Below are 15731 nucleotides of genomic sequence, written 5' to 3'. Positions count from 1 at the left end.
TCGCCCATGGCTCGCCAATTCCGTTATTACAAGGTGGTAATACGTGAACCTCACCGTCGCACGAGACCCCAACAGCCGGGTCCGCTCGTCCGTGTCGCACAGCTTTCGCGAGTACCGACAAGCGGTCACCGAGTCCTTCGTCCCGCTCGAGGTCTCTCGAGTCGGAAGCGAGCCCTTCTGGGGACGCTTGCGCACCGTCGACGTCGACACGGCCCACGTCAGCGAGGTCACCGCCTCGCAGCACCTGGTCGAACGAACCTCGACACTGGCAACGGGCGACAAGCCCGCCTACTACAAAGCCAGCCTGCAGGTCTCGGGAACGGGCCTGCTGATCCAGGACGGTCGCGAAGCACTCCTGCAACCTGGCGATCTGGCGATCTACGACACGGGGCGCCCGTACTCGCTCGTGTTCGAGAACGACATGCGAATGCTCGTGCTGATGTTCCCTCGTGAGCAGCTCGGGCTCCCCCCGGAGGCGATCGCGCAGCTCACCGCTCACCGCCTGTCGAGTGAAGACGGGCTCGGGGGGATGATCATCCCCTTCTTGCAGAACGTGGCGCAGAACCTCGACCGGGTCGGTGGAGTCACCGGTCCCCGCCTCGTCCACTCGGCAATCGATCTGATCACGACGATGTTCGCCAACGAGCTCGACCTCGATGCGGACCCCGGTGACAGCCACCAGCTGCTCATGCAGCAGATTCGTCGCTACATCGACGCGAACCTCGGGATGCCGGATCTCGCACCAGCGCAGATCGCCGCCGCGCACTTCATCTCGACGCGCCACCTCCACGGCCTGTTCCGCCAGAAGGGTACGACGGTGTCGACCTGGATCCGGGAGCAGCGGCTCGAAAAGTGTCGGCGCGACCTGATCGATCCCCTCAACGCCCACCTGTCGGTGGGCACGATCGCGGCCCGGTGGGGCTTCGTCGAAGCAGCTCACTTCTCGAGAGTGTTCAAGGCTGCCTACGACTCCGCCCCGACCGAGCTGCGCGCGCGGATGTTCGCCGCGCGACCACCGTCGGAGTGACGCGACCGCCGGATCACACCGGTTCTTGGTGCTCACCGTAGTTCGAATAGCCGAAGGGAATGATGAGCGCTCCACCGGGGCTGTTTGCGATGGTCCCGTCGCCTTCGAGCCCGATGAACTTGCCCGTCGAACGACCGGCGGCGTAGTCGAAAACGAAGACGGTGCCGACGGGGATGATCGCCTCTCGCCAGGTGAACAGGTACACCCCGTCATCCAGCTTGTAGGTGGTCGCGAGTTCGGTGGCGGCGTGCCCACGCTGCTCACCGACGAGATTGTGCCAGGTGAACCGTCGCGAGCTCAGATAGATGTGCTCGTACAGGTGGTGCGGGCTGTAACGGAACAGGGTGCGCCGCCCGATGAGGTCGCGCGTCGGCGCGGGGGCGTCGCTGAGCTCCGCCGATGTCCCCTCGATGATGCCGCCATGGAAGGTCTGCATCACTCGAGTCTCGACGTCGGCACCCTCATCCTCGATGCGGGAGTGCACAACCAGCGCCCACCCTTTCTCCGGGTGGAGCGGCACGGTGATGGTCTCGACTCTCCGCTCCGCGATCGTCAGATCCACCCAATAGCCGCCGCCGTCGAGCGGTACCTCCTCGTATGCATCCCGTCCTGAACCCCGCCAAGCGAACCCGTCCGCGGTCCAGCTGACGACGTCCTCATCGACGAAGTCCAGTGTGAGCGTGCCGCCGTCGGTGGTTCGGATGACGAACACCCGCCCCACAAGATCGTGAGTTCGCGGTCGCCGGTTGGTGTCGATCCCCGCCGCAAAGTCGTCCATGTTGAGCCACTTCTCGGACTCTTCGGTGAGGATTTCGGATTCGCTTGACTGAGACATCGGTGTCCCGTCCTTTCTGTTCAGTTGAGGAAGAATTCGGCGGCCTTCTCGCCGATCATGATGGTGGGTGCGTTCGTGTTTCCCGAGGTCACTCTCGGCATGATCGACGCGTCGGCCACCATGAGGCCCGTGACGCCGTAGACCCGAAGACGGGGGTCGACGACCGCCAGCTCATCGACGCCCATCTTGCAGGTGCCGACCTGGTGGTGATACGTGATCACCGTGCGCCGGACGTAGTCGCGCAGCGACGCGTCGTCATCGACTTCGGGGCCGGGGTAGATCTCTCGCGCGCCCCATCCCTCCGCGAGCGCGGGTGCCGTACCGATCGCGCGAACCTGACGAACACTCGCTTCGAGAGCGAGCAGATCTGCCTCCTCGGCCAAGGCGTTGAGGTCGATGAGTACGCCGGCGCGCGGCTCGGGCCCGGCCAGAGTGAGACGGCCTCGGCTGGCCGGCGTGATGATGCCCCCCATCAGCGTGAAGCCCCAGGCGGGCCCCTCCATCCAGTCCTCATACATCGGAACACTGAAGTGGATCGGTTGGGTGTCGGGCACTTCGAGCTCGGGAGCGCTGCGCCAGAAGAGGTGACTCTGAGTGATTCCCGTCCCCGGGATGGGGGGCTCGATCTCGCGGTCGGTCGAGAAGATCACTGGTGAGAGCAGGTGATCGTGCAGATTCTCGCCCACCCCTGGGAGATCCGCCACAACGTCGATGCCGAGCCGCGCGAGCTCCGTCGCCGGACCGATGCCGCTCCGGAGAAGGACTCTCGGAGAGTCGATCGCTCCGGCCGTCAGCACCACCTGATCGGCTTCGATCTTGATCACCTCGCCGGCCCGCTCGTACTCGACTCCGATGACGCGTGTCCCGTCGAGCAGTAGCCGGTGAACCCACGCTCCGGTCACCACCGTGAACAGCGGCGAGTCGAGAATCGGTGCCGCATAGGCACGCCAGGTGCTCAGCCGCTCACCGTCACGAATCGTCAGCTGCTGGCGGGCGACTCCGTCCAGTTCTTCACCGTTGTAGTCGGGGTTCTCCGGAATGCCGGATTCGACGGCCGCGTCGATGATGGACTGCTGGATCGGGTTGAGTGGGTAGTCGACCGTGACGTCCAGCAGACCTCCTGTCCCCCGCAAGTCCGATGGCGGGCCGTCGTAGTTCTCGATCTTCTTGAAGACCGGGAGGACGTCCTTCCAGCCCCAGCCCGTATTACCCAGGGACTCCCAGTGGTCGTAATCCTGCGGGGCGCACCGCACATAGATCATGGCGTTCAGGGAATGGGAACCGCCGAGTACCCTGCCGCGCGGCAGATGGAGGCGACGATCAGCGGCATGCCGCTGAGGAACGGTGAAATAGTCCCAGTCGTCGGAACTGTGCCAGATCTCGCCGAGTCGGGCGGGGTCCTGGATGACGGGGTTCTCGTCCGAACCTCCCGCCTCGAGCAACAGCACCCGTTTGCCCGCATCCACGAGCCGGCGTGCGATGACCGAACCCGCCGATCCAGCTCCGACGACGATGACCTCTGGACGCTCATCCATGTGCGTCTCCTCTCTGATGACAGCTCCGACGCTCTCACATCGCGCCCGCCGCATACCACGAGCGCGAGCGTTTGTTCGCTCTGCATCAATGGCCGTTCATCGCGCGACAAGGGGTCGCAGCCGACACGCGGGGATGCTGGGTTCAACCGGGGAGTGGCCCGGCGATCCGCTGCCGTGAAGGAGCACCGATGACGACTGATGCACCCGCGCTCGGAGCGCGCCAAGTGGTGTTTCCCACGGCGGGATCGATGGACCTCCGCTCGACCGAGGTGCCGGAGCCCGGAGCATCCGATTTCGTGATGCGGGTGCGACGAGTGGGGATCTGCGCCACCGACCTCCACCTCTTCGACGGTCACATCGGAGATCCGTTCCCCCTGGTCCCCGGCCATGAGTTCGTCGGCGACGTCGCCAGGATCGGTGCCGATGCCGCCGCTGCCCGTGGTCTCGAGGTCGGCGACAGGATCGCCGTCGAGATGCTTCTGCCCTGCGGTCAGTGCTCGCGCTGTCGGGAAGGTCGATACAACATCTGCGAACGAGACGATCCGGCGCTGGGGCCGGCCGCCGCGCGGGAGTACGGCGTGAACATCTCGAGGAGCGTCGAGCCCGGGCTGTGGGGCGGATACGCCGACTATCTCTGGGTGCCCGCGGAGGCGATCGTGCACCGTCTCCCCGCGGACCTCCCCTGGGACGTCGCCGCATTGGTGGAGCCGCTCGCCGTCGCATTTCGCGCGGTGCACCGCGGTCGTGTCGCCCCCGGTGACACGGTCGTCGTGATCGGACCTGGCCCGGTGGGATTGTTGATGGCCGCCGCGGCGAAGCTCTCCGGCGCCGCACGCGTCGTGATGGTCGGGACTCGGCCAAGCCGTCTGGCCCTCTCGACACGCTTCGGTGCCGACACCACCATCGACTCACAGGCGACCACGGATGTGGCCTCCGCGGTGGTCGCCGCCCTCGGCTCCCTCGCGGACGTCGTCATCGAAGCTGCCGGAGTCCCGAGCGCTCAAACGCAGGCGGCCACTCTGGTGAGGCGTGGTGGGCGAGTCGTGCTCGCGGGTGCGTGCGGCTGGACCGCCGACGTCACCTTCGGGTCGGACCGCGACCTGTTGACCAGAGAGATCGACGTACTTCCGTCATTCCTCTCGGCCGGTGGGTACGAGCCATCGATCGAGGCGCTGTCCACGGGCGCGTTCCCGTTCGATGAGCTCATCACCCACCGCTTCGAGCTCGAAGAGGTGCAGTCGGCCTTCGATCTCGTGCGCCACAAAAAGGACGGCGTCGTCAAAGCCGTGCTCGTCCTTTCCGACTGACCTTCCCACATCACACGACAGGAGCAGAACGTGAGCAAGAACCGAGACGCCATTGAGGCGCACTACGCCGCTGGGGACGCGGGGGACCTCGCCGGCATGCTGGCATGCTTCTCCGACGACATCGTCTGGACCGAGGCCGCGGGCTTCCCCCTGGCCGGCACCTACGTCGGGCCCGCGGCGGTGGCCGAGAAGGTGTTCGGCGCGCTGCAACGCGATTGGGACGGTTACGGCGTCGCCATCGATGAGTTGATCGATGCGGGCGACACCGTGGTCGGACTGGGCACCTATTCGGGTACGTACAAGGCGACGGGAAAGCCCTTCCAGGCACGCGTCGCCCACGTCTGGCGGCTCGTGGACGGTAAGGCGGTGCGCTTCGAGCAGATCACCGACACGGCCGAGGTCCTGGCCGCGATGTCCTGACGCAGCACATCAGCCACCTCACCGAGAGGTTGCGATGTACTTCTCTTCGAGGTATTCGAGGATTCCGTCGGTTCCGCCCTCACGGCCGAGGCCGGATTGCTTCACTCCCCCGAACGGTGCCGCCGGATCGCTGATGACTCCGCGGTTGATACCGACCATTCCGGCGTCGATCCGCGCCGCCGATCGCATCGCGTCGCCTTCAGGGCCGAAGACGTAGGCGATCAGCCCGAACTCGGTGTCGTTGGCCATCCGGATCGCCTCGTCGACCTCGTCGTACTCGATCACCGTGGCGACGGGCCCGAAGATCTCCGTGCGGGTGATGGTCGATCCGTGCGTCACGCCGGTGAGAAGTGTGGGCGGATAGAACGCGCCGGCCCCGACCGGCGTCTCACCGCCGAGAGAGATCGTCGCACCCTCCGCGACCGCCGTGTCGACGAGCGCCGCAACCTTGTCCCGCTCCTTCAGGGAGACGAGCGCGCCGATATCGTTGCCGCGATCCAGCCCCGAGCCGATTGCGAAACTGTCCAAAGCGCTCCGGAAGCGCTCGACGAACTCGTCGTGCAGTGAACGATGGACATAGAGACGATTGGCCGACGTGCACGCCGAGCCACCGTTGCGCATCTTCGCGGCGAGCGCTCCGCTGACGGCCTCCTCGAGGTCCGCGCCGGGAAGCACGAGCAGCGGCGCATTCCCCCCGAGTTCCATCGACGAGCTGATGATGGAGCCGGCCGCATTGGCCAGGAGGACCCGTCCGACCTCGGTGGAACCGGTGAAGGACAGCTTGCGAATTGCACCGTGGTCCAGCATGGCCCTCACGGCCGGTCCGGTCGGGACGGGTGTGACCAGGTTGACGACGCCCGCCGGCAGTCCCGAGCGACGCAGCGCCTCCACGATATAGGCCGCGGTGAGCGGTGTCTCCGATGCCGGCTTGAGGATCGCCGTGCATCCAGCGGCCAATGCGGGGGCCAGCTTGCGCGTCGCCATTGCGGCCGGAAAGTTCCAAGGGGTGATCAGGAGCGACACTCCGATTGGCCGCCGCGTGACAATGATGTTCTTGTCGCCACCGGGAGACGTGCGGTAGTCACCGGGAATACGGACCGCCTCTTCGGCGAACCACCGGAAGAACTCCGTGGCGTACCCCGCTTCGGCGATGGCGTCGCCCCAGGACTTGCCATTCTCGCGCACGATGACCTCCGCGAGCTGATCCCTCTCGGTGGTGAGGATCTCGAACGCCGTGCGGAGGATCTCGCCCCGCTCCCGCGGCGCGGTCGCCGCCCAGTCCGACGCGGCGGCATCCGCTGCAGCGACCGCGTCGAGACAGTCCCCCTCGGTGGCGATCGCGAACTGCGCGACGACAGTTCCATCAGCGGGGTCGACGACGTCGAATCTGTCGCCGGATTGACCCGGTCGCCATTCGCCGCCGATGAAGAGGTCGGATTTGATCGTGAGGTGGTGATTCATGACGCCCTTGTCTGCTCAGAGTATCTGAAATAATATACGATTGTAGGCAGCCTGCACCATGGGCAGATACGGCCTCACCGGTTGGAGCGGTCCAAGAGAGACGCTGCAGCACGAACGGCGTTGACCACTTCGCCCTCCTCCGCGGTGATGTAGAGCACCGCGACCGCGGCGCGCACCGCACCACGAACGGGCGCAGCAACGGCCGACACCCCCGGGATCACCTCTCCGTGCGAGAGTGCGAATCCATCGCGACGCGCGATCGCGACCTCGGGCTGTTCGGGCTCAGCGATGCCCATCGACGTTCGTTCACTGCTGGTCAGAAGGGATTGAATGGCGACCCCCGGGGCGCCCACGAAAATCGAGTGACGGGATCCCGGCCGCTGCGCAATGGATGCGATCACGTGACGTGGTTCGACGGTGACCAGGGTCACGCACTCGGTTCGGTCCAACACCACGAGAAAGGCCGTCATCGAGAGCTCGTCGGCAAGCGACTGCAACACAGCAGGTGCGGCCGATTGGAGATCGGGCGCGACGCTGCGGGCGAGGGTCGCCAGATGCGGCCCCGGGAGGTATCGCCCGGACGAGTCGCGGAGTACCAAGGCCGCGGTCTCCAAGGTGCGAACAAGGCGATAGGCGATCGAGCGATGGACCTCCAAGCCCGCCGCGATCTCGGCGATCGTCAGCGGCCGGCCCGCGTCGGCGAGGAGGTCGAGGATCTTGAGACCCCGGGCAAGGGTTTGGGCTTGCGAATCCACGGGCTCCGCCCTATTGTCTGATCGCTATTCGAATAACAAGTTCGATAATAGAACATACTACACGACGGAGTGTGAGTCGATATGCAGTTCCACCACAACGGGTACGTATCGGGCGATCCGACGATCCAGCGGCCCGCCGGCGTCGGGGTCGACCGCCGTGATGAGTTGCCCGATGAGATGGACGTGCTGGTCGTCGGCACTGGTCCGGCCGGGATGATCACCGCGGCCCAGTTGTCGCAATTCTCCGGGGTGTCGACGCGCATCATCGATCGGCGCGACGGCCGCCTCGAGATCGGACAAGCAGACGGCATACAGGCCCGGAGCGTTGAGACCTTCCAGGCCTTCGGGTTCGCCGACCGCATCATCGCGGAGGCCTATCGCATCACCGAAATGGCGTTCTGGAAGCCGGACCCGACCAACCCCTCGCACATCGTGCGCACCGCCCGGGCGGCGGACGATGAGACCGGTGTCAGCGAGTTTCCGCACCTCCTCGTCAACCAGGCCCGGGTTCTCGACTACTTCGCCGAAGTGATGGCCCACTCCCCGACCCGCATGCAACCCGACTACGGATGGGACTTCCTCGATCTCGAGGTCACCGAGCAGGGCGAGTACCCGGTACGCGTAACCCTGCAGCGCACCGCCGGCCCCGACGAGGGCACGACCCGGGTCGTGCGTGCCAAGTACGTCGTCGGTGGCGACGGGGCGCGGAGCAAGGTGCGCGCCGCCATCGGCTGCTCGCTCGATGGCGACCAGGCGAATCACGCCTGGGGGGTGATGGACGTCTTGGCCAATACGGACTTCCCCGACATCCGCACCAAATGCGCGATCCAGTCGACGTCAGGGAGCATTCTGCTCATCCCGCGCGAGGGCGGGCACCTGTTCCGTATGTACGTCGACCTGGGCGAGGTCGAGGCGGGTCACGAAAAGGAGGTGCGCGCGACGTCCATCTCCCAGATCATCGCGAACGCCAACGCGATCCTGAACCCGTTTCGTCTGGACGTGAAAGACGTCGCCTGGCACAGCGTCTACGAGGTGGGCCACCGGCTCACGTCTCGATTCGATGATGTGCTGCCCGAGGATGCAGGCACGCGGAATCCGCGGGTCTTCATCGCGGGCGATGCCTGCCATACACACAGCGCCAAAGCGGGACAGGGCATGAACGTCTCGATGCAGGACGGCTTCAATCTGGGCTGGAAGCTCGGCCACGTGCTCGAGGGCCGCAGCCCCGCAGCCCTTCTGCGCACCTACTCGGCCGAACGCCAGGTGATCGCGAAGAATCTCATCGACTTCGACAGGGAATGGTCATCCCTCATGGCTGCGAAGCCGGAAGACCTGGCCGATCCGACCGAGCTCGAGGACTTCTACGTTCGCACCGCCGAGTTTCCGGCGGGATTCATGACCGAATACGCCCCGTCGATGGTGGTCGCGGAGGCCCACCATCAGGCCCTAGCCGCCGGTTACCCGATAGGCAAGCGCTTCAAGTCAGCCCGGGTTCGCCGGGTGTGTGACGGCAACGATCTGCATCTCGGTCATCTCGCCGCGGCCGATGGGAGGTGGCGCATCTACGCCTTCGCACCCGCGGGCGGCAACGCCGACCCTCGGCTCGCGGCATTCTCGGAGTGGATGCTGACGTCGGCAGGGTCTCCCCTGGCCGACACCCCGGATGGCGCGGACGCGAACTCGTGGTTCGACGTCAAGGTGATCTACCAGCAGCTGCACACTGAGGTCGTAATCGGCGAGGTTCCCGAGGTGTTCCGGCCGCGAGTGGGCATCTTCGGCCTCATCGACCTGGAGAACGCCTTCGGCATCGATCCCGGCAATGACATCTTCGACGCGCGAGCAATCGACCGCGATGGGGTCGTCATCGTCGTGCGCCCTGACCAGTACGTGGCCGCCGTCGTGCCGCTGGCAGCGACCCACGAGCTTGAATCCTTCTTCGCCCCGCTCCGCAGTCCTCAGGGAGCCGCCGCAACGTCGCGCTGACGCCGCCGCAGCGCACACAGAAGGCCGGGCCCGCAGATCGCGAGCCCGGCCTTCTGTGTGGTCAGCCGATCGCGACCTTCGTCGCGGCGAGCGTCGCCGCCACCGCATCGTAGGGAAGGACGTATCCGCCTCTCGCCGCAGCGAACATCGCCTGGGCGACCTGCGTCACGTAATTGCGGGAGGTGCCATATCGCTGTTCGAGCTCCTGCGGGGTATAGAAGTGGTGGTACCCCGACACCAGGCACGGGAAGGCCGTGCCATTGAAGGCGCTCTGGTCAGCGGTGGGAGCGACGAACTGGGACAGGCGGACACCGCCCTCGATCATCCCATTGGCGTCGCGCACGAACTGCCCGTTGGCATCACGCGTGAACAGGATGGTTGGTGGGGCGGGCTTGCCGAACTCGATCCACTTCTTCACCGAGTCCAGCGCCGCGCTCACCACGAGACCATTCGGGACCGTGCTGAAAGGCGGGAGGACGGCACACGACGGTTCAACCCACTGGGTGAAGGATTCCGGTTGACCGTTCGGCCCGATGAGGCTCTTGTCACGGTTGAACATGGCGTCGACGTACTGCGCCGCATACAGAGAACCGTGCGTCGAGCCGGCAACTTCCCAGGCGCGGGTGTAGGTGGAGGTCGGGAAGGTCGGTGCGAGGCCCGAGAGCCCCTCAGAGTTCACACTCACCTCGGGAACCGCCAGGTCGGTCCGCTCCGCGCCGGCGCGATCCCACGCGACGAACCCGTCGAAGACATTGGCCAGAGGCTGGATCGTGTTGTAGTAGGTGCTGATGCGGAAGGCGGACTGCGACTGCCCGGTCGCGATGACATCGCGAACCTTCAGCCCGGGGAGCAGCGGGTTTCTTCCCGGGTTCGCCTTCAGTGCGGCGGCGACCTGCGAGAACACGTCCCACGAGAGCGGGTCTCCCGAGCAGGCGATAGGCCCACAGTTGTCGATGTTGCCGCCGGTCTGCGGATCGACGTTGCTGGCCGCAAGCGACAGGCTCCCGTACCGTGCCGAACTCCAGGTCTTCAGCCGGTTCACTCCGACGTTCTGGGCCGACACGACAGCGTAGGCATACCCCTGCCGGAGGAGGTCATCGTGGGCCTCCGCGAACACGAAGTCTGCATCGACGCCGATCGTCACGTTGGTCCACTCCACGATGAGAGTCCCGTTGAAGTGGCCGGGCTTGGGAGTCCTCACGAGAACACGCGTGCGGTACGGCCAGTTACCATCGATCACCGACGCAGTCTGCAGCGCACCGGCGACAGCACCGCGATAGCGATTCGCCTTCCCGTCGGCGTAATACTCTCGCTCCGTGTACCCGTAGTGGGCGAGATCGACGGCAGCCGCGCCCAGCGCGGTCGTGCCGGGAACGTTCACCGCGGTGAGCGTCGCCGCGGGCGAACTCGCCGTGGACGACGCGCGAGACGTGCGCGGGCTTGCCGCGCTGGCGGACTCGATGGCTACCGAGGACAGCATCGTCCCCACGAGAGCTGCAGCGAGGACGGCCGCCGTGGCCGCGCGGTGACCTCCCGCAACTCTGTTGATTATTCTCTTTTCCATTCCCTTACTCTCCGTGTGTCGTTGACGACCGGAGCCGGCTCGCGAGCGCGAGCGGGCCAGTAACGCGTTCAGGGTAGGAGCACGGAGACCGGGTGTTGTTGACGTTGGCTGACCACTCTTTGTCGATCAGTGCTCGGGCGATTCTCCGTCATGATCACCACGGCGCGACTGGGATGGGTGAGCGTCGCAGGCGAGCGCGCCGGTGCGGTAGAGCGCACGGCGAAGCACGATCTCACCGCGCGTCGCCGCGACTCCGACAACCCGGCCGGTGAACCCCCCGGCGACCTCCGTCGACAGGTAGCGGCCATCGAAGGTGCCGAATCGATGCTCGCCGCCGTCTAAGGCCACACCGAGCTCCACATCATCCGGACCATCCTGTGCGGCAGCGACCGACTTGATGGACACGGTCACCCCGCTCGTGGGAAGCGAAACCGTGGAGCCGACACGCTGGCGCAATGGACCGATCTGCAGTAGCGCGCTCGCTGTCCCGCGCGAAATGTCAACGGAGTACCAATGCTGGTCGTCGAGTCGGACGACGACTCGTGCGTCACCGTCGGCGAGCTCGAGTTCCGCTTCGAATGACCATTCATGGTCCATGGCTCTGACAGCGAGGAGATTGAGCCTGTCGCCGGGCGCCGGCGGTGCGGTCAGGGCGAGTCCGGTCGGCACGGACCGAGCGAAAGTCGCCGGTACGGCGCTCGGTGACACCCAGCGAGGATGCAGGACCGGCTCTTCGAACTCGTCGATGAAGGAGTTCAGTGCGGGCACTCCCCTGAGACTGGTCTCGTCGAAGACGGGCCAGCCATCGATCCAATCGACCGCCGCGAGAAAGGTTTCGCGTCCGTTGACGTGGAACTGTGGTGTGACACCGCGCGGACGGACGCCGAGATACACCGCGAACCACCGCCCGCCGGGACCCTCCACGAGATCGGCATGACCGGTGTTCTGCACGGCATGGCTCGTGCTGCGATGCGAGAAGATCGGGTTGCTCGGGTGCGACATGAACGGACCCTCGGGATTTCGCGACCGAGCGACGGACACCCCGTGCCCGCGCTCGGTTCCCCCCTCTGCGATCAGGAGGTACCACCAGCCGCCGACGTGGTAGAGATGCGGCGCTTCGGGGAAGGCCAGTCCGGTGCCGTTCCAGACTGGGCGGGGCGCCTCCAGCCGCTCGCCGCGCTCCGGATCGATTCGAGCCTGAGCGATGCCCGCCGTTCCGGGCGCGGTCGTGCAGTAGGTCACGAAGCAGTTGCCCGCGTCGTCCCACGCGATGTCGGGATCGATGCCGACCAGCCCGGGGATGTGACGGACATCAGACCAGGGTCCGGCTGGGTCCGTCGCAGAGATCAGCAGATGGCCATCCTGAGGCGACGAGACATTTGTGGTGATGAGCCAGAACCGGCCGTCGTGATGCCGAAGAGTCGGGGCGTACACGCCCTGGCTGCTGCCGACATCCGTCACTGGAAACGACTCGACGGTCGTGAGTGCATTCCCGATGAGCCCCCAGGTCACTAGATCTCTACTGTGCCGCAAGGGAACACCGGGGAAGTACTCAAAGGAGGAATTGGCAAGGTAGTAGTCGTCGCCGACACGGCAGATCGTCGGATCGGGGTGGAAGCCCGCTACGACCGGGGTGGTGGCCAGTGAGGCAGTCGCCCCCGCAATCATCAGCTCGGTCATTTGATCCCGGTCACCGCAATACCTTGGACGAAGTAGCGCTGAAGCGCCACGAACAGCAACAGGATGGGCACGATGATCAGCACCGCTCCCGCCAGCAGAACCCCGTAATTAGTGGAGTTCTGTCCCGTCGAGTACAACGAAAGAGCCACCGGCAAGGTGTACATGTCACTGCTCTGCGCGACGACCAACGGCCACAGGAAGTTGTTCCACGAGCCTAGGAAGGTCAGGATCGCCAGTGTCGCGAGCGCCGGCTTGCACAGTGGCAGCACGATCCGCGCGAAGATGCGCAGATCGCCCGCGCCATCGATACGAGCTGCCTCCAGCAAGGAGTCGGGAATCCCCGCGATGAACTGCCGCATCAAGAACACGCCCAGTGGCGTGGCCACGAACGGGAGGATCAGTGCCGGATAGGTGCTGACCAGACCCAGCTTGCTGACGACGACGAAGAGCGGCACGAAGGTGACCACACCCGGCACCATCAACGTGACGAGAACGAGTCCGAAGACGACGCGCTTGCCCGCGAATTCCAGTTTGGCGAGGGCATACCCGACCATCGAGCAGAAGACCAGATTGCCGAGGACGGTGAAGACAGCCACGACGGTGCTGTTCGTGAAGAACTTGCCGATGTTCAGGGCGCCGAACCATGCGGCGAAGTTGCCCCAGGTGGGATGCTGCGGCAGCCATCCCGCTGGATCGCGCAGCAGCTCCCCCGTCGTCTTGACGGCGCCCAAGGCCATCCATGCGAACGGCAGAAGCGTGACGACGAGTGCTATGGCAAGCACGACGTAGACAAGCCCCCGGAGATCACGTCGTGCTCGCCCCCGCGAGGGACGGCGCGGCAACGGCGGACGAACGGAGTCGACGGTCATGAACTAGTCCTTGCTTCGGAAGAATCGGAACTGCACGATGCTGAGGAGAGCGATGGCGATGAACAGGATGTAGCTCGCGGCCGACGCCGTCCCGTAATTGCCGAATCCGAACTGGTTGTAGGTGAAGTAACTGATCGAGAGGGTCGACCCGAGCGGTCCGCCCTGAGTCATGACGAACGGCTCCTCGAAGAACTGCAGGAACCCTACGGAGAGGACCACGGCCCCGAACAACAGGGTTGGCCGCAATGACGGAAGCGTGATTCGCAGGAAGCGTTGCCACCCGTTCGCGCCGTCGACCTCGGCGGCCTCGAGGATATCGGCCGGGATGGTCTGCAACCCGGCGAGGAAGATCACCATGAGAGTTCCCATGTTTCGCCACACCGCCATGACGATGAGGGCCGGCATCGCCCACACCGTGCTGTTGAGCCAGTCCGGTCCCGCGACCCCGATCAGCTTGAGCGCTCCGTTGAGAAGTCCATCGGGCTGAAGGATGAACCGCCACACGACGGCGATCGCGACGATGCTGGTAACCACCGGGGCGTAGAAGCCCACACGAAACAGAGTCCGAAAGCGCTTGATCCCGCTGTTCAGCGCGACAGCCAACGCCAATGCCACGACCATCGTCAATGGAATGCCGACGGCGACGAAGTAGGCGGTATTGGCGACCGAGCGGAGGAATTCCGGGTCACGGAGAAGCGCGACGTACTGTCCGAAGCCGACGAAGTCCACGTTGATCGGCGACGGGATATTGATCGAGCGAAAGTCGGTGAACGACATCGCCAGCGACGCCATCAGCGGAAACAGCATGAAGACGGCGAAGATCGCGAGGAAGGGAAGGGCAAAGGCGTACGCGATGGCGGTGGTTCGCCGTCGAGCCCCCGCGGGTCCGCCGCGGTGGCCGGGCCGCCGAGGCGTTCCGGCCACCGCGATGGGAGTATCGATCATCCGCTCAGTTCCCCATACCCAGGGACGTCGCCTTGGCCTGGAGAGCAGCGAGGCCGGAAGAGACCGAGGTGCTGCCCTTCACGATCTGCTCCCATGTCGCGTCGGCGGCCGCCGAGACCTGCGGCCACGTGCTGGCGGAGGGGAGCTGCTTGACGCTCTTCAATTGCTCGCCGAACGCGTGCGCGATGGGGTTGTCGGCAACAGCAGGATCATTCCACGCCGACGTCTGGGCCGGGAGATCCCCCGTTGCCGTGAACCAGGCCGTCTGCACGGCGGGGCGGTTCAGGTAGTCGATGAACTTCCAGGCGGCGTCGCTGTTCTTGGACGTCTTGAAGACGACGAGGTCGGATCCGGAGATAAGCGAGGTCGGCTTGGTGCCCGGAATGACTGCGGCCCCGATCTTGTCTTCGAATCCGGCGCCTCCGGCGGCCTTGAGCCCCCCGATCTCCCAGGGACCACTGATGAACATCGGTACGCTGCCATCGACGAAGGCAGCCTGTGTCGCACCAGCGGCGACGCTGGGGGTCCTGTCAGCGAGTCCCTTGCTGAAGAGACTGCTCACATCGGTGACGGCCGACACCATCGCGTCGCTGTTGATGGTCCACGACTTGTCGTCTGCACTCGTGACGTTCGCTCCTTGCGAGAACAGCAGGGGAAGCGCATTGATATAGGCGTTGAATCCGCTCGTCGGAAGGTTGATCGCGTATTTCGCTCCCCCCTTCTTCAGCGCCTCCGAGAGTTTGACGAACCCGTCGAATGTCGTCGGAAAGGTCGCGAACCCGGCCTTCGCCACGAGATCCTTCCGATACCAGATGACCCTCGTCTCCACGTACCAGGGAACCCCGTAATGAGTGCCACCGAGGTCGGTGGTCTGGACTGCCTCCGGGAAGATTCCCGAGGTGTCGATCGAACTCGGAGTTGGCGTGAGTGCGGTTGCGAAGCTGGGCATCCAGTCCGTTCCCAACTGTCCGATGTCGGGGGTGGTACCGCCGGCGACCGCCGTCTGATACTTGCTGAGCGCGGAGCCCCACGGAACCGGGGTCACGTTGACGGTCACGCCAGGGTTCTCCTTCTCGAAGTCCTTCGCAACGACCGCGAGCTGCTCGCCCTCAGTGCCCTGCCCCCACACGGTGACGGTACCTGTCGCCTTGCCGCTCGACAGCACAGCGGCGGGGGTGTCGCTGATCGCCGACTTCTGTTGCCCGCATCCACTGAGCAGCAGAGTACTGCCAGCCACGATCGCGACGAGAACCGGCCACTTCTTTCGGATCATCTTTGTTCCTTTTCACTGTGTGCATCATTGCATCGGATAGGGGCGTGCCGCCCGGGAGTCTCAAATCAAAATCTAAG

13 protein-coding genes are annotated in these 15731 nt (G+C 65.2%); 4 read left to right on the top strand and 9 right to left on the bottom strand.

Translation table 11 applies throughout. The features are described 5' to 3' along the window. Positions 1–43: 43 nt before the first annotated feature. Positions 44–1027, top strand: a complete 984-nt coding sequence (locus tag G3T37_RS06850) for an AraC-like ligand-binding domain-containing protein (protein ID WP_163472760.1) — start codon at positions 44–46, stop codon at positions 1025–1027. Between the two features lie 13 nt (positions 1028–1040). On the opposite strand, the gene G3T37_RS06845 is transcribed toward G3T37_RS06850, so the two are convergent. Further along, positions 1041–1862, bottom strand: a complete 822-nt coding sequence (locus G3T37_RS06845) for a MoaF C-terminal domain-containing protein (RefSeq protein WP_163472759.1) — start codon at positions 1860–1862, stop codon at positions 1041–1043. A gap of 20 nt (positions 1863–1882) precedes the next feature. Next, on the bottom strand, positions 1883–3397 hold the full coding sequence (locus G3T37_RS06840; RefSeq protein WP_163472758.1) for a GMC family oxidoreductase: 1515 nt from the start codon (positions 3395–3397) through the stop codon (positions 1883–1885). A gap of 188 nt (positions 3398–3585) precedes the next feature. Between G3T37_RS06840 and G3T37_RS06835 the strand changes: the two genes are divergently transcribed. Together G3T37_RS06835 and G3T37_RS06830 are read left to right on the top strand one after the other, a co-directional pair. Then, positions 3586–4704 (top strand): zinc-dependent alcohol dehydrogenase, encoded by a 1119-nt coding sequence (locus G3T37_RS06835; protein ID WP_163472757.1) that lies wholly within the window; start codon positions 3586–3588, stop codon positions 4702–4704. A 30-nt stretch (positions 4705–4734) separates the two neighbouring features. Continuing rightward, a complete protein-coding gene (locus G3T37_RS06830) occupies positions 4735–5124 on the top strand; it encodes a nuclear transport factor 2 family protein (protein WP_163472756.1) in 390 nt (129 codons plus the stop codon). Positions 5125–5142: 18 nt separating this feature from the next. On the opposite strand, the gene G3T37_RS06825 is transcribed toward G3T37_RS06830, so the two are convergent. Continuing rightward, entirely contained in the window at positions 5143–6585 is a 1443-nt protein-coding gene (locus G3T37_RS06825) for an NAD-dependent succinate-semialdehyde dehydrogenase (protein WP_163472755.1), read from the bottom strand. 74 nt (positions 6586–6659) lie between these two features. Continuing rightward, complete coding sequence (locus G3T37_RS06820; protein WP_163472754.1) at positions 6660–7340, bottom strand: helix-turn-helix domain-containing protein; 681 nt, start codon at positions 7338–7340, stop codon at positions 6660–6662. A gap of 81 nt (positions 7341–7421) precedes the next feature. Here G3T37_RS06820 and G3T37_RS06815 point away from each other — a divergent pair, with 81 nt between their 5' ends. Beyond that, entirely contained in the window at positions 7422–9323 is a 1902-nt protein-coding gene (locus tag G3T37_RS06815) for an FAD-binding monooxygenase (protein ID WP_163472753.1), read from the top strand. A gap of 61 nt (positions 9324–9384) precedes the next feature. Here the strand turns inward: G3T37_RS06815 and G3T37_RS06810 are convergent, their stop codons facing one another. From G3T37_RS06810 to G3T37_RS06790, 5 genes are all read right to left on the bottom strand, one after another. Beyond that, positions 9385–10887 (bottom strand): alpha/beta hydrolase domain-containing protein, encoded by a 1503-nt coding sequence (locus G3T37_RS06810; RefSeq protein WP_163472752.1) that lies wholly within the window; start codon positions 10885–10887, stop codon positions 9385–9387. 126 nt (positions 10888–11013) lie between these two features. After that, positions 11014–12567, bottom strand: coding sequence for a glycoside hydrolase family 43 protein (locus tag G3T37_RS06805; protein WP_241732270.1), 1554 nt, complete (start codon positions 12565–12567; stop codon positions 11014–11016). Further along, positions 12564–13436 carry a carbohydrate ABC transporter permease gene (locus G3T37_RS06800; RefSeq protein WP_163472751.1) on the bottom strand — a complete coding sequence of 291 codons (873 nt, stop codon included), beginning with the start codon at positions 13434–13436 and terminating at the stop codon, positions 12564–12566. Before G3T37_RS06800 ends, G3T37_RS06805 begins: the two co-directional genes overlap by 4 nt. Before the next feature lie 3 nt (positions 13437–13439). Continuing rightward, positions 13440–14381, bottom strand: a complete 942-nt coding sequence (locus tag G3T37_RS06795) for a carbohydrate ABC transporter permease (RefSeq protein ID WP_163472750.1) — start codon at positions 14379–14381, stop codon at positions 13440–13442. 4 nt (positions 14382–14385) lie between these two features. After that, positions 14386–15654 carry an extracellular solute-binding protein gene (locus G3T37_RS06790; RefSeq protein ID WP_163472749.1) on the bottom strand — a complete coding sequence of 423 codons (1269 nt, stop codon included), beginning with the start codon at positions 15652–15654 and terminating at the stop codon, positions 14386–14388. Positions 15655–15731 lie beyond the last annotated feature (77 nt).

It is taken from the genome of Galbitalea soli (genome assembly GCF_010686725.1).
GTDB classification, from domain to species: domain Bacteria; phylum Actinomycetota; class Actinomycetes; order Actinomycetales; family Microbacteriaceae; genus Galbitalea; species Galbitalea soli.
Note: the sequence above shows the minus strand (reverse complement) of the source record. Positions and strands in the feature narration are given on the sequence as shown.